Genomic DNA, 23136 nt, shown 5'->3' on the forward strand with positions numbered 1-23136 from the left:
AGTTCGAGACCAAGACAGCCCGGCTAGGCGTCAGATACGCGATCGAGTCAGAACCCCGCGACACCACCAAGGCAATCACCGATACGCCGCTGCGCGGCTGCTCGACCAGCGGGGGTGAGCGCCGCTCGCTCGGTGGGGGGCTGCGCGAGCGGCGGGGATTCTTGCTGATCGAGTAGGTCGCGGAGCGGCCGTATCGAGATCCGCTCGATCCCGCGCGCGGGGGTGTAACCGGCTCGAAGGGTTCGTCCACAGGTGCTGTGCACAGGTGGGGAGAAAGTTATCCACAGGGTTGTTAACAATGGGGAGAACTACGCGGATGTCATTCCGCGGGGTGCGGCCGAGGGACGGGAGGGTCCCCGATCCTGCCGCGTCAGACCGCGGATCGGGGTGAGCGGCCCCGGGATCCCGCGGATCCGGAGGGCGTTGCGCTCTCTCCACAGGAGTTTGCACAGCTGGGGATAATTACAGGCGTGTAGTTCGAGGAAGACGCGCGACGACGACGGTGGCGTCCCGGTCGTCGTCCTCGAGGATCCGCGTCGAGAAGCCCGACGCGGCGAACGCGGCCGCACTCACCGGAGCCTGCTCGCGACCCGATTCGATGACGACCGCACCGCCCGCCGACAGCCAGTTGCGGGACTCCCGGGCGATGCGGCGATGCAGCTCGAGACCGTCGCTCCCCCCGTCGAGCGAGGCGGCGGGTTCGTGCAGCCGAGCCTCCGGCGGCATCAGGGCGATCGTCTCCGTCGGCACGTAGGGGGCGTTCACGACGACGACGTCGATGCGCCCGCGTTCCCCGGCGAGCAGCGCGGAGAAGAGGTCGCCCTCGAACACCTCGCCGAACCCGTCGAGGTTGGTCCGCGCGCAGGCGACCGCAGCGGAGGAGACGTCGGCGGCGAGCAGCCGCAGGTCGCTGCGCTCGCCCGCCAGCGCGCGCCCGATCGCTCCGGAGCCGCAGCACAGGTCGAGCACCGTGGTGCCCGGGGCGCACCCCTCGAGCAGGGACAGGGCCGCGTCGACCACGAAGCCGGTCCGCACACGCGGCACGAAGACTCCGGGAGCCACGCGGACGCGCAATCCGCGGAAGTCGACCCAGCCGAGGATCTGCTCGAGCGGCTCGCCCGCCTCGCGGCGCCGCAGCAGCGCGTCGAGCTGCGCCTCCGACGACGCCTCCTCCTCGATCAGGCGTGCCTCGTCCTCCGCGAACACACAGCCGGCCGCTCGGAGTCGGGCCACGGACGACGAACGCCCCGTCCGGGGATCGGACGGGGCGTCGGTCATGCCGGGGACGCGGTCAGCGCCAGCGGGTGGTCATCAGGAAGCCGATGAAGGCGATCCCGAAGCCGATGAGGATGTTGAGGTTGCCCAGATCGGGGATCGGCAGCACGCCCTGGCTCACGTAGAAGACGATGATCCAGGCGAGTCCGATCAGCATGAAGCCGAACATCACCGGCTTGAACCAGACCGGGTTGGGGGAGTTCTCTCCGGTCCGGGCCTCGTCGCGCTCCGGCTTCGGGCTCTTCGTCGCTCGTGCCATGCCGACCACTGTACCGGGCGGAGCACTCCGACCGGGAGCAGGCCGCCCGCCGGCTCCGGTCGAGACGGCTTTCCGGCGTTCTCCACAGGCTGCGCAGAGCTCTCCCCAGGGGCGCAGAGAGCCGAGGATCCGTGGGAGGCCGCCGATTAGACTCGTCGCATGTCAGCCGAGCAGCCCGCCGAAGCACCCCTGCGGCCGCGAACCCGGCGCCGTGCTCCGCGCCCGCGCCGCCGGCTGTCCGTCTTCGGGGTGCTCGGCGAGCTGCTGATGACCGCGGGCGTCCTCGTCCTCCTCTTCCTCGGCTGGCAGCTGTGGTGGAACGATGCGGTGATCGCCGGTCAGCAGACGAGCGAGGCGGCGGAGCTGCGGGAGAGCTGGGGGGATCCGGCGCCCGCGCCCGCTCCGACGCAGGCCGAGTCCCTCGCCCCGGCCGACTTCGGGGCTCCCGTCGTGTCGACGGTCGCAGCGATCGACACGTCCTTCGGCAACCTCTACATCCCCCGCTACGGCGAGGGCTGGGTCCGCACGATCGCCGAGGGGGTCGACGCGGCGAACGTCCTCGACGAGGGCAGCATCGGGCACTACCCGGGCACCCAGATGCCCGGAGAGGTCGGCAACTTCGCCCTGGCGGCGCACCGCAGCGCGTACGGCGGGGGCATGCACCTCATCGATCAGCTCCAGCTCGGCGACGCCATCTACATCGAGACGGCGGACGGCTGGTACACCTACCGCTACCGCAATCTCGAGTACGTGCAGCCGTCGGACGTGCAGGTCATCGATCCGGTGCCGTGGTCGACCGACGTGGCGCCGACCGACCGGCTCATCACGCTGACGAGCTGCAACCCGCTGTACTCGACCGCCGAGCGGATCATCGCCTACGGCGTCCTCGAGTCCTGGCAGCCGCGTTCCGCGGGTGCCCCGGCCGAGCTCGCCGCGACGCTCGATCAGGAGGGCTGAGATGTACGCAGCGCTGTGGCGGGTCCTGCCCGGCCCCTGGTGGGTCCGGCTCCTCCTCGTCCTCGTCCTCGTGGCGGCCGTGCTGGCCGCTCTCGCCGAGTGGGTGTTCCCGTGGGTGCAGTCGATCGTGCTCGATCAGAACGTCACCGTCGAGGAGTGAGCGGCCGCCGGTCGACGGGGATCCTCGTCGTCGACAACTACGACAGCTTCGTCTTCACCCTGGTCGCCTACCTCCGCGAGCTCGGAGCGGACGTCGAGGTCGTCGAGGGCGCTGAGCTGTCGCCGGCCGAGGCGGTGCTCCGCGCCGAGGCGGCCGACGGTGTCCTCGTGTCGCCGGGCCCGGGCCGACCCGAGGACGTCCCCACGTCGACGGCGCTGGTGCGGCACGCTGTGGCGAGCGCGCATCCGCTGCTCGGCGTCTGCCTCGGGCACCAGGTGATCGCGCACGCCCTCGGTGGCCGCGTGAGCGAGGCTCCGGAGCTCCTGCACGGCCGCACCTCGATCGTCGAGCACGACGGCGACGGGCTGTTCGCGGGGATCCCCTCGGGGTTCGAGGCCATGCGGTACCACTCGCTCGCGGTCGAGCTCGGCTCGCTGCCGCCCGAGCTGGCGGTGACGGCGACCACCGCGGAGGGTGTCGTCATGGCGTTGCGGCACGTCTCGGCCCCGGTCGTCGGCGTGCAGTTCCATCCGGAGTCGATCCTCACGCCGTCCGGGCGCGTGCTGCTCGCGAACTGGCTCGACGAGGTCGGCACGGCTCCGTCTCTTCGCGACCGCGCATCGAGCGACTCGCTGTCGAAGTGACCCTCGGACAGGGGCCATCAGGACGCGCCACTCCTCGTGCGGAAGCCGCCGCCGATGCGCTATGACTGTCGTTTAGAGCTGCCCGATCCGCAGAACGGCGGGAGCGGGAGCTCCGATCGCACGGCTATGGACCCCGCCCTGGTGGCGTGTTTTGACGGGTGTGCGGCGGAGGGTGCAGTACCCCTTCCCGGCATAATCGGAGGACATCCGGCAAGGGGATCGACTGCTGGAACGAATCATCCGGGGGCGACGATGGTGGAACAGGTCTCGTGGGAGTACTCCGGGATACGCGAGATCGAGACGCTCGGTCCTCGGGTCGTGGTGAAGCCGGGGACGGTTCCGCGCCTGACGGGTTCGGGCTTCTCAGCGAACGGCGTGCAGGTGGTCCTGATCACGTCGTCGCCGATGCGCGTGCTCCGGGGGACCTGGAGCGCCGACGACACGTCCGTGCTCACCTTCACGTTCCTGCTCGAGGGCTTCGTCCGCATGGTCGGACCGGAGCGGACGACGCTCCTGCGTCCCGGATCGATCTCGTACCAGCCGGGGACGACCACGTTCACGACGGAATCGACGACCCCGGTCTCGCTGCTGCAGGTCTCGATCCGCTCCGACGAGATGCGCCGCTACGGCTTCGACACGAACGCGGGCGTCTACGCGCTCGATCCCGACGCCCGGACGACGCGCGCCGCCTCCGCGTTCACCACGGCGTTCGTCCTCGCGGCCGAATCGGGTCCCGGGATCCCCGGGGAGGCCGAGCTCGCGAACTTCGTCCACGTCGTCAAGCAGCTCCTGGTCAGCGCGTTCCTCGCCTCGCAGGGGGCTCAGGCCGGCGCCACGAGCATCCGTGCGGCGACGCTGGGTCGCGCCAGGACCGTGATCGACCGCACCCACCGGACGCCCCGCTGCACTCCGGAGGCCGTGGCGGACGCGGTCAACGTGTCGACCCGCTCGCTGCAGCGGCTCTTCGAGGACGCCGGCACCACCGTCGCCAGCGAGATCGAGCTCGCCCGGGTGGCCAGCGCCGTCGAGCTGCTGCGCCGCCGTCCGCGCGAGGTACCCCTCGAGACGATCGCCGCCGCGTCCGGGTTCTCGTCCGCCGACCACCTCCGCCGCGCACTGAAGCGCCGGGAGGGGCTCACTCCGAGCGACATCCGGGGCGGCCTTCCGTCGTCGGCCGACCGGGTCGTGCGACTCGAGCAGCCGCTGGCGGACGCCCGCCGGGCGTAGACCCTCGGAGGCACGGAGCCTCGGCGGCACGGAGCCGCGGGGCACTCGTGCTCGCCGTGCTGCGGGCGCTCAGCCCGCGCAGTAGCCGAGCTCGATGGTGGAGCCCTGGGGGACCTCGCCGGGAGCGGACGACTGGGTGGTGACCGGTGGGTTGGTGCGGCGCACCGACTCGCACGTCTCGTCGGGGGCCTCCTCGCCGACGAGCTGCAGATCCTCGGCCTCGAGGGCTGCGAGAGCGGCGCTCAGCGACAGGCCGACGAGGTCGGGCAGCACGACGGTGCCGGAGGAGACGACGACGTCGACCGGGGTGCCCGGTGCGGCCAGGTCGCCTCCGGACGGAGCGCTGGAGATCACGATGTCGGCCGGGACGGTGGGCGAGTTCGTCCGGGTTTGCGACCCCTCCTCGAACCCCGCTGCGGTGAGGGCGGCGATCGCGTCCGAGAGGGCGCTGCCCGCGGTCGCCGGGACCGCGACCGGTTCGGCGCCCTGCGACACGTAGACGCGGATCACCGTGTCGGGGGCGACGATCGTGCCGGAGCCGGGATCCGTGCGGATCACCTCGCCCTCGGGGACGGAGTCGCTGAACTCGGTGACCTGACTCGGCACGAGGTCGAGGGCCGTCAGCGTCGACTGGGCGCTGTCGTAGCTCGTGCTCGTGAGGCTCGGGACCTCCCGCGACTGCGACGGGAGTGTCGTGGACGGCTGCAGGGTCAGCACCCAGATGACGAGCGCGGCCACGATCACGGCGAGCACGACGATCGACGACCAGATCCACAGCACGGGCGGTCGGCGCTGCGTGCGGACGATCGAGTTGTCCTCGGCGAGCTGGCGCAGGGCCAGCTCGGAGTCGTTCATGCCGCCCTGGCTGCGGGCGGCGAAGAGGGAGGTGGTCAGCTCGTCGATCGGGCGGTGATCGGCCAGCCGGCCGGAGGCGGCGTCGCGCAGGTCGTCGCGGAACTCGGCCGCGCCCTGGAAGCGCTCGTAACGGTCCTTCGAGAGCGCCCGGGCGACGATCGAGTCGAGCGCCGGGCTGACGGCGGGGTTGATCGAGCTCGGCGCCGGAGGCGTCTCGCTCACGTGCTGATAGGCGACGGCGACCGGGGTGTCGCCGCGGAAGGGCGCACGACCGGTGAGGAGCTCGAACAGCACGATGCCGGCGGAGTAGAGATCGCTGCGGGCGTCGACCTGCTCGCCCTTCGCCTGCTCCGGGGAGAAGTAGGCCGCGGTGCCGAGGATCGCGGTGGTCTGGGCGACCGTCGCCGCGGAGTCGGAGACGGCCCGGGCGATACCGAAGTCCATCACCTTCACCTGGCCCGACGGGGTCAGCATGATGTTGCCGGGCTTGATGTCGCGGTGCACCACTCCCGCTCGGTGCGAGTACTCGAGGGCGGTGAGGATGCCCTCGGTGATGCGCACGGCCTCGTCGACGTCGACCGGGCCCTCGGCGATGACGTCCTTGAGCAGGCGCCCCTCGATGTGCTCCATGATGATGAACGGACGCCGCGACTCGGTGCCCTGCTCGTCGACGGTGACCTCTTCGCCGGCGTCGAAGACGCGGACGATGGTGGGGTGCGACATGCGCGACGCGGCCTGCGCCTCCTGGCGGAACCGCAGGCGGAAGGCGGAGTCGGAGGACAGCGAGAGCTTGAGCTCCTTGACCGCGACCGTGCGCCCGAGGCGGGTGTCGGTGCCGAGGTAGACCTCGGACATCCCGCCGCGGCCGAGCCGAGGCCCGACCTGATACCGTCCCGCGATCAGGCGACCCTCTTCCGTCACGCGTACGCTCCCGCCCTGATCCCGTCCAGCACCGGCCCCCGCAGGAGCCACGGCAAGTGTACCCGCGGCCCCGCAGCGAACCCGCGGGGCGCGGCGGTGCAGACGACGACGGGCCCGGAGGATCGCTCCTCCGGGCCCGTCGTGGCGACGGCGCGCTACTCCTCGGGGTCCCCGGTCGGAGTACCCGTCGACGTCCCGGTACCGGTCGGCGTCGGCGTCGGCGTCGGAGCGGGGGCGTCGACCGCGACCGTGAGGGTCGGCGAGGCCGCCGACTCCGTCTCTCCGCAGATCACCGTGTAGGTGATGTCGAGAGAGCCCTCCGCCGGGCCGGCCTGGATCGTGGCGGTGGTGGAGTTCGACGGGTTGGTGCTCGTGACGGACGCGCCCTCGCCGGTCGCGGTGACCCGGTAGCCGGTGACCGAGGTGCCGCTCGGGCACTGGTTGTAGTTGGTCCAGGTCACGTTGAAGGTCGCGCCGGCGTCGACGCTGGAGGCCGCGGGGGTGACGGTGGGGACCGCGGTGGGGGCGTCGGGGGTCGCGACGTCGAGGTACACCGAGACGCGGATCGTGGTGCCCCGCGCGACGTTGGCCGTGGGGGTCAGCGCCGACACGGTGCCGACCTGCTCGGCCGTCGCGGCGTTCGGGCCGTCGACCCGCTCGACGCCCATGCCGAGCGCACCGAGCTCCGCCTCGACGTCCTCGAAGGGGCGGTCGATGAAGTCGTCCTCGTTGATGGGCACGAGGTTCGAGGTCTGCGTGGGAGTCGGCGTTGGTGTCGTGCTGGGGGTCTGCGACGGGGTCTGGCTCTGCGTCGGAGCGGCGGTCGGCTCCGGGTCGCCCCCGTCGCCGGTGGTCAGCGCGAAGATCGTGCCGCCGATCACGACGGCGAGGATCACGATGAGGGCGAGGAGCGGCCAGGTCCACGGGCTGCGCTTGCGCGGCTCCTGGATCTCGTCCGGCTCGTCCTGAGCGCCCACGAGGGAGCCCGCGGCGAAGGCGGTGGTCGTGTTGGAGGGCAGGACGGTCGTGGCCTGCGTGGCTCCCGCCGCCGACGGCAGGACCGTGGTCGCCTGCGTGGTCGGAAGATCGCCGGCGACCGCCGGGACCGCGAGGGCGGCGCCGCGGACGTCGCCGATGCGCAGCGCCTGCGCCGCTCGGGCGAGGTGCGCGGCGGTGGCCGGACGGTCGGCGGGCTTCTTGGCGATGCAGGAGTAGACGAGGTTGCGCACGGGCTCGGCGACCGTGACGGGCAGCTCCGGGGGAGTGTCGTTGATCTGCGCCATCGCGATGGCGACCTGCGACTCGCCCGTGAACGGACGGCGCCCGGCCAGGCACTCGTACGCGACGATGCCCAGCGAGTAGATGTCGGTCGCGGGCGAGGCGGGCTGGCCGCTGGCCTGCTCCGGGGACAGGTACTGGACCGTGCCCATGACCTGGCCGGTCGCGGTGAGCGGGACCTGGTCAGCGATGCGGGCGATGCCGAAGTCGGTGATCTTGACGCGGCCGTCGGGCGTGATCAGCAGGTTGCCCGGCTTCACGTCGCGGTGCACCAGGCCGGCCGCGTGGGCCGCGTGCAGCGCCAGGGCGGTCTGCGCGACGATGTCGAGGACCTTGTCGGTCGAGAGCACGCGCTCGCGCTCGAGCACGGTCGACAGCGCCTCGCCGGGGACGAGCTCCATGACGAGGTACGCCGAGCCGTCCTCCTCGCCGTAGTCGTAGACGTTGGCGATGCCCTCGTGGTTGACGAGCGCGGCGTGGCGGGCCTCGGCGCGGAAGCGCTCGAGGAACCCGGGATCGCCGAGGTACTCGTCCTTCAGGATCTTGATCGCGATGGTCCGGCCGATGACGAGATCGGTCGCCTGCCACACCTCGCCCATGCCGCCGATGGCGATCCTGGACTGCAGCTCGTAGCGTCCCCCGAAGGTGAGGCCTGATGTGGGTCTCATTTGTTCAGCACCGCCTCTAGTACCTGTTGTGCGATGGGTGCGGCGATCAGGTTGCCGTACCCGGTCTGGCCGAGTCCCCCGCCGTCCTCGACGAGGACGGTGATGGCGTACTGCGGATCGTCCGCAGGAGCGAATCCGGTGAACCAGAGGGTGTAAGGGTCGTCCCTGCCGTTCTCGGCGGTGCCGGTCTTACCGGCCACGGTGACGCCTCCTATTGTTGCATTCGTCGCCGCGCCGTCCTCGACGCTGGCGACCATCATCGCCTTGACGGCGTCCGCCGTCTCCTCGCTCACGGCGCGGCCCAGCGGGTCCTCCTGGAACTGCTCGAGGACGCTGAGGTCCTGCGAGCGGATGACGTCGACCAGGCTCGGGCGCATGACCTCGCCGCCGTTCGCGATCGCGGCCGAGACCATCGCGATCTGCAGCGGAGTGGCCCGCACCTCGTACTGGCCGAAGGCGGTCAGCGCGGTCTGCGCGTCGTTCTCGGTCTCGGGGTAGGTGCTCGCCTCGACCGACATCGGGATCTCGAGCTCGGTGTCGAAGCCGAACTTCTCGGCGGTCTCGCGGATCGCGTCGGCCCCGAGCTCGACGCCCATCTCGGCCATCGGCACGTTGCACGAGAGCTTCACGGCCGTCGCGAGCGTGACGGTGTCGCCGGGGCCGCACAGGCCGCCTCCGGAGTTCGTGACCTGCGTGCTGGTGCCGGGCAGCGTGTACGCCTGCTGGTTCGGGAAGCTCGACTCGGGCGTGAAGCGGCCCGACTCGATCGCCGCGGAGGCGACCACGAGCTTGAAGACGGAGCCGGGAGGGTTCAGGGAGCCGCCGATGGCGCGGTTGATCAGCGGGTTCTCCGGGTCGTCGTCGAGTGCCTGGTAGGCCGCGAGTACCTCGTTCGTGTCGTGCGAGGTGAGCGCCGTGGGGTCGAAGGTGGGCTTGGAGACCATCGCGAGGATGCGGCCGGTGGCAGGCTCCGTCACGACGACCGCTCCGGTGTAGTCGCCCAGCGCGTCGAACGCCGCCTGCTGGGCGACCGGGTCGATCGAGAGCTCGACCGACGCGCCCTCGGGATCCTGACCGGAGACCAGGTTGTCGATCTCGTCGAAGAACTGCGAGTTCGAGGTGCCCGAGAGGTAGTCGTTGAGCGAGCGCTCGATGCCGGTGGTGCCCTGGTTCAGGGTGAAGTAGCCCGTGACGCCCGAGTAGAGCGGCCCGTTCGCGTACTGGCGCTGGAACTTGTACAGGTCGTCGCTCGGCACGGACGAGGCGATCGGCTGGCCGCCGACCAGGATCGCGCCGCGCTCGGTCGAGAAGCTCTCGTAGAGCGTGCGGGTGTTGCGCGAGTCCTCGGACAGCGCATCCGCCTGGATCACCTGGATGGTGGTGGTGGAGAGGAAGAGGGCGACGAACATCGTCAGGACGACGATGCTGACGCGCTTGAGTTCACGGTTCATCGACGGATCACACCACCAGACGAGGCTGGCTGCGGACTGTGTCCGACAGGCGGAGGAGCACGGCGACGATCATCCAGTTGGCCACGAGCGACGAGCCTCCGGCCGCGAGGAACGGAGTGGTGAGGCCCGTGAGCGGGATGACGCGGGTGACGCCTCCGATCACGATGAAGCACTGCAGTGCGATGACGAACGAGAGGCCGACGCCCAGGAGGCGGCCGAAGTCGTCCTGGCCGGCGAAGCCGATGCGGAAGCCGCGCGAGACGAGCAGGAGGTAGAGGCCGAAGATCGCGAAGATCCCGGCCAGGCCCAGCTCCTCGCCGAGGCTGGCGATGATGTAGTCGGACTGGGGGACAGGCGTGATGTCGGGCATGCCCTGGCCCAGGCCCGTGCCGAGCAGGCCGCCGTGCGCGAGGCCGAAGAGGCCCTGCACGAGCTGAAAGCTGCCGCCGGGATCCGCGCCGTAGCGGTCGGCGCTGAAGGGGTCGAGCCAGTTCGAGAAGCGGTTGCCGACGTAGTCGAGCGTCTGGCTGGCGAAGATCGCGCCGCCGAGGAACAAGCCGACGCCGATCAGGACCCAGCTGGTGCGGCCGGTGGCGACGTAGAGCATCACGAGGAACAGGCCGAAGTAGAGCAGCGCCGTGCCGAGATCGCGCTGGAAGACGATGACCGACATCGACACGGCCCAGACGACCAGGATCGGGCCGAGGTCCCGCAGCCGCGGGAAGCGCATCCGGAGGAACGTCTTGCCGACCATGGAGAGGGAGTCGCGGTTGCGCACCAGGTAGCCGGCGAAGAACACGGCGAGGGCGATCTTCGCGATCTCGCCGGGCTGGAAGCTGAAGAAGTCGCCGATGCCGATCCAGACGCGCGCGCCGCTCACCTCGCGCCCGATGAAGGGCAGCAGGGGCAGCAGGAGCAGCACGATGGCGACGAAGCCGGCGACGTAGGTGTAGCGGAACAGGATGCGGTGGTTGCGGATGACGACGAGGACCACGATCGCCGCGACGATCGCCAGACCGCTCCAGATGATCTGGCGGACGGCGACCGACTCCCAGCCCGTGGCGCCGTCGGCGATGTCGATGCGGTAGATCTCGGCGATGCCCAGCCCGTTCAGCACCGTGGCGATCGGCAGGAGGAACGGATCCGCCTCCGGGGCCGCGAAGCGCAGCACGACGTGGACGACGAGGACGAGGGCGGAGAGCCCGGCGCCCAGGAAGACGAGCGTGGTGTCGACGGCGCCCAGCGCGCCGAGCTGCACGAGCAGGATCGCGGAGGTGTCGATCAGGCAGGCGCCGATCAGCAGCAGGAGCTCGAGGTTGCGCAGCTTCTGCTTCAGGAGGCGGGGGCGCCGGCGCTCGGCGGCCGCGGGAACGGTGGTCGCGGTCACGGTGCTCCGTTCGCGTCGGTCAGGCGCTCGACGACGTCGACCGCTCCGGCGTAGGACTCGGCGTTGATGGTCTGCTCGAGCTGCTCGACGTCGTACTCGCGGAGGGAGTCGAGGGGGATGCCCGTGTCCTCCTTGACGCTCGAGAGCGAGAGCGGGCCCACGGACTGCTGGATGCCCTGGTAGATGATCACGGTGTCGCCGTCGGTGCCGACGTAGAAGCGGGACTGGGTCCAGTCGTAGGCGAGCAGCACGCCGAGGAACCCGGCGATGAGGACGAGCGAGAGGCCGACGAGCCAGGTGATGCGGCGGCGGAGGTGCCGGCGGCGATCCTCCTCGATGAGCTCGTCGAGGTAGTCCTCGGAGGCGGGCTCGAAGTGGGTGGGTCCCTGCGCGGCGGGTGCGCGGGTGTGCAGGCGCAGGCCCGGGATCCGCAGGCGGTTCTGCGAGTCGTCGGTGCTGATCGGAGTGGGGGCGGCGGCGGAGCCGACGATCACCGGCTCGGGGGTGGGGACGAGGACCTGGGCGGTGTCGTTCTCGCCCGGCACGTCGAGGATCACGACGGTGACGTTGTCGGGAGCGCCGTGGGCGAGGCTGTCGCGGATGAGACGGTCGGCGACCTGCTGCGCCGACTCGCTGCGCGACAGCTCCTTCAGGATCTCGTCGTGCGGGACGACGCCCGAGAGGCCGTCGGAGCAGATGAGCCAGCGGTCGCCCGGCTCCGTCTCGAGAGTCAGCGTGTCGATCTCGGGATTGGTGTGCACGTCGCCGAGCACGCGCATGAGGACGGAGCGGCGCGGGTGCGTCATCGCCTCCTCCTCGGTGATGCGGCCGGAGTCGACGAGGCGCTGCACGAAGGTGTGGTCGGTGGTGACCTGCTCGAGCTTCCCGTCGCGGAGGACGTAGATGCGGGAGTCGCCGATGTGCGCGATGGCGACCGACTCGCCCACCCGGGCGATGGCGCTGACCGTGGTGCCCATGCCGGTCAGCTCGGGGTGGTCGATGACCGCCTCGGCGAGCAGGGCGTTCGCGGCGAGGAGGGTGCGCTTGAGCTCGTCCTCGGCCTCGTACGTCGACGCGTAGGTGCGGTCCGCCTCCGCGATGCGCTTGATGGCGATGGAGGACGCGACGTCGCCGCCCGCGTGCCCGCCCATCCCGTCGGCGACGACGAAGAGCTGCCGGCCCGCGTAGCCGGAGTCCTGGTTGTTGGAGCGGATGCGGCCGACGTGCGACACGGCGGCGCTCTCGCGCGCCGCGCCGACGGCGCTGTCAGGAGTGGAGGTCACGGGCTGCCTACGACCGTCGCAGTTCGAAGGTGGTCGTGCCCACCTTGACCGGGGTGTTCAGCGGCACCTTCGTCGGTGCGCCGACCCGGCGGCCGTCGAGGAACGTGCCGTTCGTGGAGTCGAGGTCCTGGATCATCCACTCGTCGTTCCAGATCAGCAGGCGCGCGTGGTGGGTGGAGGTGTAGTCGTCGCGGATCACGAGCGTCGACTCGGAGGAGCGGCCGATCGTGAGCGGCTCGCCGGAGAGCTCGAGCTCGGTGCCGCGCTTGGGACCCGAGGTGATGACGAGGCGCTGCGCCGTGTGGACCGTGGCGACGCCTCCGGAATCGGTGCGCTCGGCCGCGGCCTCGCGGGAGCGGCGGGCCGACGGGGCCTGCTGCTGCACGGGAGCGGGCTGCTGCTGCGGGGAGGAGGGCTGCGGGGCCGCCTGCTGCGGGGCGGACTGCACGACGGGCTGGGCGGCCGTGACGAACGGCGCGTCGTCCTGCTGCGCGGTCGGCGGCATCTTGCGCACGCGCTGCCCGAACAGGTCGGAGCGCAGCGCGTAGACGATGCCGAACACGAAGAACCACAGCAGCGCGAGGAACGCGATGCGCAGGAGGAAGAGGGTGAGCTCGCTCATAGCCGGTCGTCCCAGAATCCATCGGAGGCGCGTCCGGAGCGACCGGACGGCGAGCGGTCGGCGCGCGCGGGTGCGGCGCCCTGCACGAGGCGGAACACGATCGACGTGCGCCCGATCGTGATGGTCTGCTCGGGCGAGAGGACGGCCTGCGTCACCGGCTTGCCGTCGAGCTTCGAGCCGTTGGTGGAGCCGAGGTCGTGGACCTGGGCCCGCGAGCCGTCCCAGAGGATCTCGACGTGCTTGCGCGAGGTGCCGGAATCGTCGACGGTGATGTCGGCGTCGGCACCGCGGCCGATGACGGTGCGGGATTTGGTGATCGGGTGGCGGCGACCGGCGATGTCGACGACCGGCGTGTAGGCGACGGTGCCCTTGACGCTGCGGGAGTCGACCTCGACCATGCCGTCGCTCAGCGACCCGTCGGCCTCGAGCCGGATGTCGATGGGGCCGGGGAAGCGGTAGCCCTGCTTCTTCGCGTGCTCGGTGGCGACGGTCGTGAGTTCGTCGATCAGGGTGGCGCCCATCCGCTCCATGCGCGAGAGGTCGGCGGCGGACATGCGCAGGGTCAGGCTGTTGGGCACGAGGATGCGGTCGCGCGTGACGACCGCGGCGGTGGTGTCGAGCTCCCTCCGGAGCGCGGACGCGAGCTCGACCGGCTGCAGCCCCGACTTGAAGGTCCTCGCGAACGCGCCGTTGACGACGCGCTCGAGTCCCTTCTCGAAGTTGTCCAGTATGCCCACAGTCTTCCGATCTTCCGTTCCGTCGCCTTCTCGGCGGTCGCGCACGGATCGAGGTGTCTGCGCGCTCACGTGGCTTCCGTTGTCGTCTGCTTGCCGCGCACGGCTACGGGCATGTTACTGGGATGCTCTGGATACGGGCTCCTCGCGGTGTTTTCGCGCGGTGCGGGGGGTGCAGGGGGCTCGTCGGGATTGTGGGATGCGAGCTCGCGGGACCGGTCGGGCTCGTGGAATCCCGTTCGGCTCGTGGTCTTGCGGCGATTCCGCGAGCCGAACGCGACTCTGCGAGCCGGACGTGGTCCTGCGAGCCGGACGTCGTTCCGCGAGTCGGAGGCGGTTCGGTGGGGCGAGTTCACGGGCGGGCGCGGAGGGTGGTAGTCTTTCTCGTCGGTGCTCAGGCATCGTGGTGAGCGCGAGTGGCGGAATAGGCAGACGCGCACGGTTCAGGTCCGTGTGCCCGAAAGGGCGTGGGGGTTCAACTCCCCCCTCGCGCACCAGCAGAAGACGAAGCCCCCGATCGGATGTCCGGTCGGGGGCTTCGTCGTTCGCGGGCGGGAACCGACGAGGGGCACGTGTCTCGACCGGGTGGACAGGCGTCCCGCGTTCGGCCTCTCTCGAGCGGAGGGGGCGCCTTCGATGCCGGCGCAGGGCGGGGGGAGAGACGGATCTTCTGGGAGACGCGGGTCTCGATACGCCCCTTCGGGGCTACTCGACCAGCAGGGACGCGCGGGTCTCGATACGCCCCTTCGGGGCTACTCGACCAGCGAGGACGTCGGCGACCTCGGTGCGCGGGCGCGGGTCGGGGCGGTGGCGGTGAGTGCCGCGGTCGCTGCCGAGTGGCCCCCGAACGGCGCGCGCGATCGGGCTCGGTCCGCTGCGGGAGGTGGTGGTCGATTTTCCGCGACTCGTCACGGCGAGGACGCCCGCGTGGCGCGTCGTGCGCGGGACGGCACCTCGCGGAGGGACGGCGGACACCGGGGGACGGGCGGGCGTTCACCGGGCGGACGCCGGCGGGCGCGATGCTCGGCGGGTGATCCCGCTGCGTGCCGATGTGACTCCGCTCGACGCCCTCGCCCTGCCCGTGCTGCTGCGCCGGCTGCGCGGGCACCGGCACGTCCAGGTGGACGCGCAGCGGTTCCTCGCGATCGTCCCGGGGGTGGGCTCGACCCTCGTCACGGTGGGGCCGGTGCTCGTGCTCGACGTGATGACGGAGCACCGACGGCTGCTGCCGCTCGTGATCGACGCGCTCGAGGCGGAGCTGCGGCGCGACGGCTTCGGCGAGCGGGTCGCGTTGCGCTGGAGCACGCCGGACATCGTGCCGGTGCCGTTCCGCTGAGGACGCGACTCCGGTCTCGCGGCAGAGGTCAGCGGCGGGTGAGCTCGACGACGGGGATGACGCGGGTCGTCTTCTTCTCGTAGCCGGCGAAGCCCTCGGAGGCGTCGGTGAAGAGGGTCCAGTCGGCGTCGCGCTCGGCGCCCTCGAGGACGCGGGCCCGGACGGGGACCGTTCCGTCGTCGGGAGTCTCGATCACGGTGTCGGGCTCGGCGACGAGGTTGTGGAACCAGGCGGGGTGCTTCGGCGCGCCCGCGGCGGAGGCGGCCAGGAGCCAGACGTCGTTCGAGGGGTGCAGCGCCATCAGGGGCGCGATGCGCTCCTCGCCGGAGCGGGCGCCGACGTGGTGCAGCAGCACGAGCGAGCGGCCGAAGCCGGCGGTCGTCACCGTTCCGCCGTTCGCGCGGAACTCCTCGATGATCGTCTCGTTGAAGTCGGCCACGACGTTCTCCTTACTTCTGCGGCGGGCGGCGCTCGCCGGTCTCGGGCGCCGCCATCACCAGCGGGCGTCGACGGCCTCGGTCGCGGCGACCGGGTCCGACTCGGGGGAGCCGCCGCCGACGGCTGCCGGATCCGCGAGCGCCCGCCGCCAGGGTAGCTCCGCGGCGCCCACGAGCTCCAGACGCGACCGGAGCGCCGCGCGCTCGATCCGGACGCCGCGGGCGAGGTCGCTGAGGGCGCGCGCCGAGACCCGTGCGGCGAGGCGCTCGCGGTCGACGGTGAGGAGGGAGCCGAGGAAGCCGCCGAGGACGACGGAGGTGGGATTGAACAGGTTGATGAAGGTGGAGAGGCCCTCGGCCAGGAGGTCGACCTGGCGGGCGACCTCGGCGAGGACGGCGGGGTCGCGGGAGGTGCCGAGCGCGATGTCGAGCTCGTCCTGGTCGAGGACCCGCGCGCCGAGGACGTCGAGGAGCGAGCGCATCCGCACCTCGGCCTCGAGGCAGCCGTGGCGGCCGCAGCCGCAGCGGGTCCCCCCGGCGGCGACGAGGGTGTGGCCGAGCTCGGCGGCGAATCCGGAGGAGCCGCGCAGGGGGAGGCCGTCGATGATCACTCCGCCGCCGATGCCGCTCGCGCCACCGGTGACGTAGACGACGTCGGCGACGCCGCGCGCGGCTCCGAAGAGCGACTCGCCGATCGCACCGAGGCTCGCGTCGTTGCCGACCGAGACCGGCAGGGCGAGCGCGCGGCCCAGGCGCGTCGCGAGGTCGACGTCGCGCCAGCCCAGATGCGGCGCGATGTGCACGAAGCCGGAGTCGCCGTGCACCAGGCCCGGGACCGCGACCCCCGCGCCGACCAGGATGCGGTGCCCCTCCTTCTCGGAGCGGAAGCCCTCGACGATGCCGGACACGACGCGCACGACGGTGTCGGGGGTGGCGGGAGTGGGGGTGTCGAAGCGGACGCGGCGCAGGAGGTCGCCGTTCATGCCGACGAGGCCGACGATGATCGCGTCGGTGTCGAGGTGCACCCCGACCACGGCGAAGGCGCGACCGGGGACGACGGTGGCGCTCGGGCGGCCGATGCGGCCCGTGGGAGCGGTCGTCTCCTCCTCCACCCAGCCCAGGCCGGACAGCTCGCCGACCAGGTTCGCGACGGCGGAGCGGTTCAGGCCGGTGCGCTGGCCGAGCTCGGCCCGGCTGAGGGGTCCGGAGCGGTGGACGAGCGTGGCGATCGCGGCGAGATTGTGGCGGCGGAGCAGGGCGTTGCTCGACGCTCCGACTGCTCCAGCCATGGTGATCCGTCTCTCGTCGGTGGCCCGCGGCGCGGTCGGACGACTCGGGCGGGCCCCGTCATAGTAGAGGGCCCGCCCGAGGCGATCCGGGAGCGGCTAGCGGCCGCCCGCCCGCCGCTTGTTGAAGATGTCGAACGCGACGGCGAGCAGCAGCACGAAGCCCTTGATGGCCATCTGCCACGCGGCGTCGACCGACAGGATCGACAGGCCCATGTTGAGCACGCCCATCACGAGGCCGCCGATGACGGCGCCGACGACGGTGCCGACTCCGCCCTGCACCGCGGCTCCGCCGATGAAGACCGCGGCGATCGCGTCGAGCTCGTAGTTCTGCCCGGCGGAGGCGACGGCACCGCCCGCGCGGGCCGTGCTCACGACGCCCGCGACTCCGGCCAGCACGCCCATGTTCACGAAGATGAAGAAGTTGACCCACTTCGTCTTCACGCCCGACATCATCGCGGCGAAGAGGTTGCCGCCCATCGCGTAGATGTGGCGGCCGAACACAGTGCGGCCGAGGACGAAGCTGTAGGCGAGGATCAGCACGGCGAGCACGATCAGGATGATCGGGGTGCCGCTGTAGCCGGCGAGGAGCCAGGCGAGGGCCATGATCGCGACGACCGCGATGGCGGCCTTGATCCAGAACGACGCGATCGGCTCGCGCGGGAGCTCGAGGCGGCGGAGCGTGGCGCGGGTGCGCAGCTGCTGCACGACGAGGACCGCCGAGACGACGACTCCGAGCAGGAGGGTGAGCGCATCGCGGCCGAGGATGCCGCCGAGGACGCCCGGGAGCCAGCCGGCCCCGATGGCGGTGAAGGCGGTCGGGAGGCCGTTGATCGTGCCGCCGGTGAGCAGCACCAGCGTGAATCCGCGGAAGATCAGCATGCCCGCGAGGGTGACGATGAACGCGGGGATGCCCACGAACGCCACCCAGAAGCCCTGCCAGGCGCCGACCAGCGCTCCGGTGAGGAGCGCCACGACGACGGCGACGCCCCAGGGCAGGCCCCAGTTGTTCATCGCGATCGCCGAGATCGCTCCGACCATCGCCACGACCGAGCCGACCGAGAGGTCGATGTGGCCGGCGATGATCACCATCACCATGCCGATCGCGAGGATCAGCACGTAGGCGTTCTGCTGGATCAGGTTGTTGACGTTGCCGGGCAGGAGCAGGCGCCCGCCGGTGAGGAGCTGGAAGAGCAGGATGATGACGCCGAGCGCGGCGAGGATGCCGTACTGCCGCAGGTTGACGTTCATCCGGAGCCCGCGCCGCGGCGGCGTGGACGGCGTGTTCGCGGGTGTGCCGCTCGGCGCTGTGGTGGTCGTGGCGCTCATCGGGCCTGGTCCTTCCCTGCGGTCATGAAGTGCATGAGGTGCTCCTGGGTCGCATCGGCGCGGGCGACCTCGCCCGAGATGCGGCCTTCGGAGATGGTGTAGATGCGGTCGGAGAGCCCGATCAGCTCGGGCAGCTCGGACGAGATCACGACGACGGCCTTGCCCTGGGCCGCGAGCTCGTTGATGATGCCGTAGATCTCGTACTTGGCCCCCACGTCGATGCCGCGGGTGGGCTCGTCGAGGATCAGCACGTCGGGACCCGAGAAGATCCACTTCGAGAGGACGACCTTCTGCTGGTTGCCTCCGGAGAGCTTGCCGGTGACGGCCGAGACGCTCGGGGCCTTGATGTTCATCTTCGAGCGGTAGGAGTCGGCGACCTTGTACTCGCGGTGCTTGTCGATCACGCCGAGACGGGCGAGGCGCGAGAGCGCGGCGGCCGAGACGTTGACGGTGATGTCGCCGATGAGGTTGAGGCCGTAGCGCTTGCGGTCCTCCGTCGCGTAGGCGAGGCCGTTGCGGATCGCCTCGTCGACGGTGCGGGTCTGGATCTCCTTGCCGTCCTTGAAGACGCGGCCCGAGATGCCGGTGCCGTAGCTGCGGCCGAAGATGCTCATCGCGAGCTCGGTGCGGCCCGCGCCCATCAGCCCCGCGAATCCGACGATCTCGCCGGCGCGCACGGTGAAGGAGGCGTTCTCGACGACTACGCGGTCGACGTCGACGGGGTGGTGGACGGTCCAGTTCTCGACGCGGAGCTTCTCCTCGCCGATCTGCGGATCGCGCGGCGGGAACATGCTGTTGAGGTCGCGGCCGACCATCGCGCGGATGATGCGGCTCTCGCTCGCCTGCTCCGCCGTCATCGCGAAGCTCTCGATCGTGCGGCCGTCGCGGATGATCGTGACGGTGTCCGCGATCGCGCGGATCTCCTTCAGCTTGTGGCTGATGATGATGCAGGTGATGCCCTGGCGGCGCAGCTGGTCGATCAGGCCCAGCAGGTGGTCGCTGTCCTCGTCGTTCAGCGCCGCGGTGGGCTCGTCGAGGATGAGGAGCTTCACGCGCTTGGCCAGGGCCTTGGCGATCTCGACGAGCTGCTGCTTGCCGACTCCGAGCTCGAGGATCTTCGTCGCGGGGTTCTCGGCGAGGCCGACGCGCGCGAGCAGCGTCGCCGCCTCGGCGTTGGTCGCGTTCCAGTCGATGACTCCGCGCTTGGACTTCTCGTTGCCGAGGAAGATGTTCTCGGCGATGGAGAGGTAGGGGCTGAGGGCGAGCTCCTGGTGGATGATCACGATGCCGTCGGCCTCGCTGTCGTTGATCGAGCGGTACTGCGCCGCCCGGCCCTCGAACTCGATCGTGCCCTCGAAGCTGCCGGTGGGGTAGACGCCCGAGAGGACTTTCATCAGCGTCGACTTGCCGGCGCCGTTCTCGCCGCAGATCGCGTGCACCTCGCCGGGCTGCACCGAGAGCGAGACGCCGTCGAGGGCGCGGACGCCGCCGCCGAACTCCTTGACGATGTCGCGCATGATGAGGATGGGACTGGCCAACGGGGCCTCGCTTCGTGGTCGTGGTGGGTGAGGACGGGGTGAGCGGGGGCGGGGAGGATCACTCCTCCCCGCCCCCGCCTCGGGATCAGAGCCCGACGTCACCGGCCTTCAGGAAGCCGGAGTCGACGAGCGTCGACTGCACGTCGTCCTTCACGACGACCTGCGGCTCGAGGAGGTAGGAGGGGACGACCTTCTCGCCGTTGTCGTACGTCTCGGTGTCGTTCACCTCGGGCTCCTCGCCCGCCACGATCGACTGCACCATCTGGAAGACGCGGTCGCCCAGGGTGCGGGTGTCCTTCCACACGGTCATGGACTGCTCGTCGGCGAGGATCGCCTTGACGTTGGCCTTGTCGGCGTCCTGACCGGTGATCACCGGGTAGTCGGCGCCGGGCGCGTAGCCGGCCGACTTCAGCGACGCCTCGATGCCGATCGCGAGGCTGTCGTTGGGGGAGAGGACCACGTCGACCTTCTGGTCGCCCGTGTAGAAGGAGGAGAGGCGGTTGTCCATCTCGGACTGCGCCTTGTCGGAGGCCCAGCCCTGGATGCCGATGGAGGCCCAGTCGTCGTTCGAGGCGGGCGACTTGCCCGAGGGGACGACGAGCTTGCCGCTCTCGACGTAGGGCTGCAGGACGTCCCACGCACCCGAGAAGAAGAACTTGGCGTTGTTGTCGTCGGGGCTGCCGGCGAAGGGCTCGAGGGTGAAGGGACCCGCGGCGTTGGCGAGGTCGAGGGTCTCCTCGATGTACTGGCCCTGGAGCTGGCCGACCTTGTAGTTGTCGAACGTCGCGTAGTAGTCGACGTCGGCGGTGCCGTTGATCAGGCGGTCGTAGGCGATGACGGTCGCGTTCTGCTTCTTCGCCTCGGACAGGACCGGCGCGAGCGCCTCTCCGTCGATGGCCGCGATCACGAGGATCTTGGAGCCGCCGGCGATCTGGTTCTGGATCTGCGAGATCTGCTGGTCGGTCTTGTTGTCGGCGTACTGGAGGTCGACGGTGCAGCCCTCGTCCTCGAGCTGGGACTGGAGTCCCTCGCCGTCGTTGATCCAGCGCTCGAGGCTGCGGGTGGGCATCGAGATGCCCACGGTGCAGTCGCCTTCGGCGCCCTCGCCGCTCGCGGCGCCGCCGGAGTTGGCGGGGCTGGCCGAGCAGGCGGCGAGGCCGAGGGTGATGAGGCCGGCGGTGGCCAGCGTCGTGAGTCCACGCGAGAACGTCATGGAGTGCATTCCTCTCTGAAAGCAGTGTCCGAGTGAGAAGGACGGCGCGAGAGCGTGCACGGATGGATGCACGCCGTCGTGTCGTCGCCCGGGGTAGGGCGGGGAGCCCCGAGGGGCTTTGTCCACGGAGACAACATATTGCGCGACCCGGCCGCTGTAAAGCGCGCTGACGACCGTTGCCGAACCGTGACCTTCGTGGCGAGACCCCCGCTGTCGCAGGGGGAGACCGCTCTCACGAGGTCGGCCGTAGGGGAACCGTGAGCAATCCGGGGCGGGCCGTAGGGAAACCGTGAGGAGCGGATCCGGGGGCCGTGCGCGGGTGTTGCATCGGGACTCGTGCGCTCGCTCGAGCGCCGTCCGCCTCCGGATGGAGTCCTCCGTGCTCGACCTCGCCTACCTCCTCGGCGTGCTCGCCCTGTTCCTCGTCATCGGCCTCGCCGCCCGGGGGGTGGAGAAGCTCGGGCCGCCGGTCCGCGCCGCCGCCCCCCGTGCGGCCCGCGAGTCGGAGGAGTCGCGGTGATCGTCTTCGACGCGCTCGCCGCGGTCCTCGCGATCGGCGCCGTGGTGTTCCTCCTCGTCGCGCTCGTGCGGCCGGAGCGGTTCTGATGGACACGCTCCTCGCCGTCCTCCAGGTCGCCACCGTCGGCCTCGCTCTCGCGCTCGTGCACCGCCCGCTGGGTGACGGAATGGCGCGCCTCTACTCCTCTCGCCGCGACCTCGCCCTCGAGCGCGGCCTCTACCGGGTGATCGGAGTGGACTCCTCGTCCGAGCAGAGCTGGCGCGCGTACCTGCGCGCCGTGCTCGCGTTCTCGCTGATCGGGGTGCTGCTGCTCTACGGGATGCAGCGCCTGCAGGCGGTGCTGCCCGGCTCGCTCGGGCTGCCCGCCGTGCCCGAGGGACTCGCGTTCAACACCGCGATCTCGTTCGTCACGAACACGAACTGGCAGTCGTACTCGCCGGAGCTCACCCTCGGCTACGCCGTGCAGCTCGGCGGGCTCGCCGTGCAGAACTTCGTCTCGGCCGCGGTGGGCCTGGCCGTCGCCGTGGCGCTGATCCGCGGATTCGCGCGGCGCTCCTCCGGCACGCTCGGCAACTTCTGGGTCGATCTGACCCGCGGCGTGCTGCGCCTGCTGCTGCCGCTCTCGGTCGTGGCCGCGATCGTGCTGGTCGCGGGAGGCGTGGTGCAGAACCTCGCCTCTCCGCTCGAGGTGGAGACGCTGACGGGCGGCGCGCAGAGCATCCCGGGCGGCATGGTCGCGTCGCAGGAGGCGATCAAGATGCTGGGGACGAACGGCGGCGGGTACTTCAACGCCAACTCCGCGCATCCGTTCGAGAACCCCTCGGCCTGGACGAATCTGCTGCAGATCGTGCTGATGCTGGCGATCCCGTTCAGCCTGCCGCGCACCTTCGGGCGGATGGTCGGCGACGTGCGGCAGGGCCGCGCGATCCTCGCCGCGATGGCCGTCGTCTTCACCGTGTCGCTCGGCGCGTTCACCGCGCTCGAGCTTGCCGGCGGCGGATCGGCGGCGCAGGCCGCGGGAGCCGCGCTGGAGGGCAAGGAGACGCGTTTCGACATCGCGGGCTCGACGCTCTTCGGCAGCGCGAGCACGCTCACCTCGACCGGCGCGGTGAACTCGATGCACGACTCCGCGACGCCGCTCGGCGGCATGATGCCGATGCTGAACATGATGCTCGGCGAGGTCGCGCCGGGCGGTGTCGGCTCGGGGCTCTACGGGATGCTCGTGCTCGCGATCCTCGCCGTGTTCGTCGGCGGGCTGCTGGTCGGGCGCACCCCGGAGTACCTGGGCAAGAAGCTCGGGCAGCGCGAGATCACGCTCGCGAGCCTGTACATCCTGGTCACCCCGACCCTCGTGCTCGCCAGCACCGCGCTGAGCTTCGCGATCCCCGCGGTGCGCGAGGACGTCGAGAGCACGTCGATCTGGAACCCCGGACTGCACGGCCTGTCGGAGGTGCTCTACGCCTTCACCTCGGCCGCGAACAACAACGGCTCGGCGTTCGCGGGGCTCACCGCGAACACTCCGTGGCTGAACACGGCTCTCGGAGTCGCGATGCTGCTCGGCCGGTTCCTGCCGATCGTGCTGGTGCTCGCGCTCGCCGGATCGCTCGCCGCGCAGAAGGCGGTGCCCGCGAGCGCGGGCACGCTGCCGACCGCGCGACCGCAGTTCGTCGGGCTCCTCGTGGGAGTGACCCTCGTCGTCACCGCCCTCACCTACTTCCCCGTACTCGCGCTGGGACCCCTGGCGGAAGGGCTCTGA

22 protein-coding genes and 1 tRNA gene are annotated in these 23136 nt (G+C 70.9%); 9 read left to right on the forward strand and 14 right to left on the reverse strand.

Features of this window, described 5'->3' with window-relative positions:
* Nucleotides 1–462: 462 nt before the first annotated feature.
* The gene (locus tag ASF48_RS16005) at nt 463–1278 is read right to left on the reverse strand and encodes a putative protein N(5)-glutamine methyltransferase (protein WP_055793967.1); all 816 of its coding nucleotides are present in this window, start codon (nt 1276–1278) and stop codon (nt 463–465) included.
* 13 nt (nt 1279–1291) lie between these two features.
* Nucleotides 1292–1534 (reverse strand): cell division protein CrgA, encoded by a 243-nt coding sequence (locus ASF48_RS16010; protein WP_055794313.1) that lies wholly within the window; start codon nt 1532–1534, stop codon nt 1292–1294.
* Between the two features lie 159 nt (nt 1535–1693).
* Here ASF48_RS16010 and ASF48_RS16015 point away from each other — a divergent pair, with 159 nt between their 5' ends.
* The 4 genes from ASF48_RS16015 to ASF48_RS16025 all read left to right on the forward strand — a co-directional run bounded on the left by ASF48_RS16015 (nt 1694) and on the right by ASF48_RS16025 (nt 4522).
* The gene (locus ASF48_RS16015; protein ID WP_055793970.1) at nt 1694–2491 is read left to right on the forward strand and encodes a class E sortase; all 798 of its coding nucleotides are present in this window, start codon (nt 1694–1696) and stop codon (nt 2489–2491) included.
* 1 nt (nt 2492) lies between these two features.
* The gene (locus tag ASF48_RS19820) at nt 2493–2651 is read left to right on the forward strand and encodes a hypothetical protein (RefSeq protein ID WP_170116314.1); all 159 of its coding nucleotides are present in this window, start codon (nt 2493–2495) and stop codon (nt 2649–2651) included.
* On the forward strand, nt 2648–3295 hold the full coding sequence (locus ASF48_RS16020; RefSeq protein WP_055793971.1) for an anthranilate synthase component II: 648 nt from the start codon (nt 2648–2650) through the stop codon (nt 3293–3295). Before ASF48_RS19820 ends, ASF48_RS16020 begins: the two co-directional genes overlap by 4 nt.
* A 252-nt stretch (nt 3296–3547) precedes the next feature.
* The gene (locus ASF48_RS16025; protein WP_055793973.1) at nt 3548–4522 is read left to right on the forward strand and encodes a helix-turn-helix domain-containing protein; all 975 of its coding nucleotides are present in this window, start codon (nt 3548–3550) and stop codon (nt 4520–4522) included.
* A gap of 69 nt (nt 4523–4591) precedes the next feature.
* On the opposite strand, the gene pknB is transcribed toward ASF48_RS16025, so the two are convergent.
* The 7 genes from pknB to ASF48_RS16060 form a co-directional block, all read right to left on the reverse strand.
* Nucleotides 4592–6232 carry a Stk1 family PASTA domain-containing Ser/Thr kinase gene (gene pknB, locus ASF48_RS16030; protein WP_230672873.1) on the reverse strand — a complete coding sequence of 547 codons (1641 nt, stop codon included), beginning with the start codon at nt 6230–6232 and terminating at the stop codon, nt 4592–4594.
* A gap of 221 nt (nt 6233–6453) precedes the next feature.
* Nucleotides 6454–8244 carry a protein kinase domain-containing protein gene (locus ASF48_RS16035; RefSeq protein WP_055793976.1) on the reverse strand — a complete coding sequence of 597 codons (1791 nt, stop codon included), beginning with the start codon at nt 8242–8244 and terminating at the stop codon, nt 6454–6456.
* The gene (locus ASF48_RS16040; protein ID WP_055793978.1) at nt 8241–9695 is read right to left on the reverse strand and encodes a peptidoglycan D,D-transpeptidase FtsI family protein; all 1455 of its coding nucleotides are present in this window, start codon (nt 9693–9695) and stop codon (nt 8241–8243) included. Before ASF48_RS16040 ends, ASF48_RS16035 begins: the two co-directional genes overlap by 4 nt.
* Before the next feature lie 7 nt (nt 9696–9702).
* Nucleotides 9703–11082 (reverse strand): FtsW/RodA/SpoVE family cell cycle protein, encoded by a 1380-nt coding sequence (locus ASF48_RS16045; protein WP_055793979.1) that lies wholly within the window; start codon nt 11080–11082, stop codon nt 9703–9705.
* Nucleotides 11079–12365, reverse strand: a complete 1287-nt coding sequence (locus ASF48_RS16050) for a Stp1/IreP family PP2C-type Ser/Thr phosphatase (RefSeq protein ID WP_055793981.1) — start codon at nt 12363–12365, stop codon at nt 11079–11081. Before ASF48_RS16050 ends, ASF48_RS16045 begins: the two co-directional genes overlap by 4 nt.
* Before the next feature lie 7 nt (nt 12366–12372).
* On the reverse strand, nt 12373–12987 hold the full coding sequence (locus tag ASF48_RS16055) for an FHA domain-containing protein FhaB/FipA (protein ID WP_055793983.1): 615 nt from the start codon (nt 12985–12987) through the stop codon (nt 12373–12375).
* Nucleotides 12984–13724, reverse strand: a complete 741-nt coding sequence (locus ASF48_RS16060; protein ID WP_055793985.1) for an FhaA domain-containing protein — start codon at nt 13722–13724, stop codon at nt 12984–12986. Before ASF48_RS16060 ends, ASF48_RS16055 begins: the two co-directional genes overlap by 4 nt.
* A gap of 407 nt (nt 13725–14131) precedes the next feature.
* Here ASF48_RS16060 and ASF48_RS16065 point away from each other — a divergent pair.
* Nucleotides 14132–14218 (forward strand) — tRNA-Leu (locus ASF48_RS16065).
* A 533-nt stretch (nt 14219–14751) separates the two neighbouring features.
* The gene (locus ASF48_RS16070; protein WP_055793987.1) at nt 14752–15057 is read left to right on the forward strand and encodes a hypothetical protein; all 306 of its coding nucleotides are present in this window, start codon (nt 14752–14754) and stop codon (nt 15055–15057) included.
* A gap of 28 nt (nt 15058–15085) precedes the next feature.
* Here the strand turns inward: ASF48_RS16070 and ASF48_RS16075 are convergent, their stop codons facing one another.
* From ASF48_RS16075 to chvE, 5 genes are all read right to left on the reverse strand, one after another.
* Nucleotides 15086–15496 carry a nitroreductase/quinone reductase family protein gene (locus ASF48_RS16075; protein ID WP_055793989.1) on the reverse strand — a complete coding sequence of 137 codons (411 nt, stop codon included), beginning with the start codon at nt 15494–15496 and terminating at the stop codon, nt 15086–15088.
* 54 nt (nt 15497–15550) lie between these two features.
* Nucleotides 15551–16783, reverse strand: coding sequence for an ROK family transcriptional regulator (locus tag ASF48_RS16080; RefSeq protein WP_055793991.1), 1233 nt, complete (start codon nt 16781–16783; stop codon nt 15551–15553).
* Between the two features lie 96 nt (nt 16784–16879).
* Nucleotides 16880–18109 (reverse strand): multiple monosaccharide ABC transporter permease, encoded by a 1230-nt coding sequence (mmsB, locus tag ASF48_RS16085; RefSeq protein ID WP_055793997.1) that lies wholly within the window; start codon nt 18107–18109, stop codon nt 16880–16882.
* A complete protein-coding gene (gene mmsA, locus ASF48_RS16090) occupies nt 18106–19626 on the reverse strand; it encodes a multiple monosaccharide ABC transporter ATP-binding protein (RefSeq protein ID WP_055793998.1) in 1521 nt (506 codons plus the stop codon). The genes mmsB and mmsA overlap by 4 nt, the downstream gene beginning before the upstream one ends.
* 106 nt (nt 19627–19732) lie before the next feature.
* The gene (chvE, locus tag ASF48_RS16095) at nt 19733–20860 is read right to left on the reverse strand and encodes a multiple monosaccharide ABC transporter substrate-binding protein (protein WP_372488181.1); all 1128 of its coding nucleotides are present in this window, start codon (nt 20858–20860) and stop codon (nt 19733–19735) included.
* Between the two features lie 379 nt (nt 20861–21239).
* Here chvE and ASF48_RS19685 point away from each other — a divergent pair, with 379 nt between their 5' ends.
* From ASF48_RS19685 to kdpA, 3 genes are read left to right on the forward strand one after another with little or no spacing between them, the layout of a single operon-like run.
* The gene (locus tag ASF48_RS19685; protein WP_162238042.1) at nt 21240–21380 is read left to right on the forward strand and encodes a hypothetical protein; all 141 of its coding nucleotides are present in this window, start codon (nt 21240–21242) and stop codon (nt 21378–21380) included.
* Nucleotides 21377–21466, forward strand: a complete 90-nt coding sequence (locus ASF48_RS16100; protein ID WP_055794001.1) for a potassium-transporting ATPase subunit F — start codon at nt 21377–21379, stop codon at nt 21464–21466. The genes ASF48_RS19685 and ASF48_RS16100 overlap by 4 nt, the downstream gene beginning before the upstream one ends.
* A complete protein-coding gene (kdpA, locus tag ASF48_RS16105; protein ID WP_055794002.1) occupies nt 21466–23136 on the forward strand; it encodes a potassium-transporting ATPase subunit KdpA in 1671 nt (556 codons plus the stop codon). Before ASF48_RS16100 ends, kdpA begins: the two co-directional genes overlap by 1 nt.

Origin of the sequence: Rathayibacter sp. Leaf299, assembly GCF_001423055.1 — a bacterium.
Taxonomy (GTDB): Bacteria; Actinomycetota; Actinomycetes; order Actinomycetales; family Microbacteriaceae; genus Rathayibacter; species Rathayibacter caricis.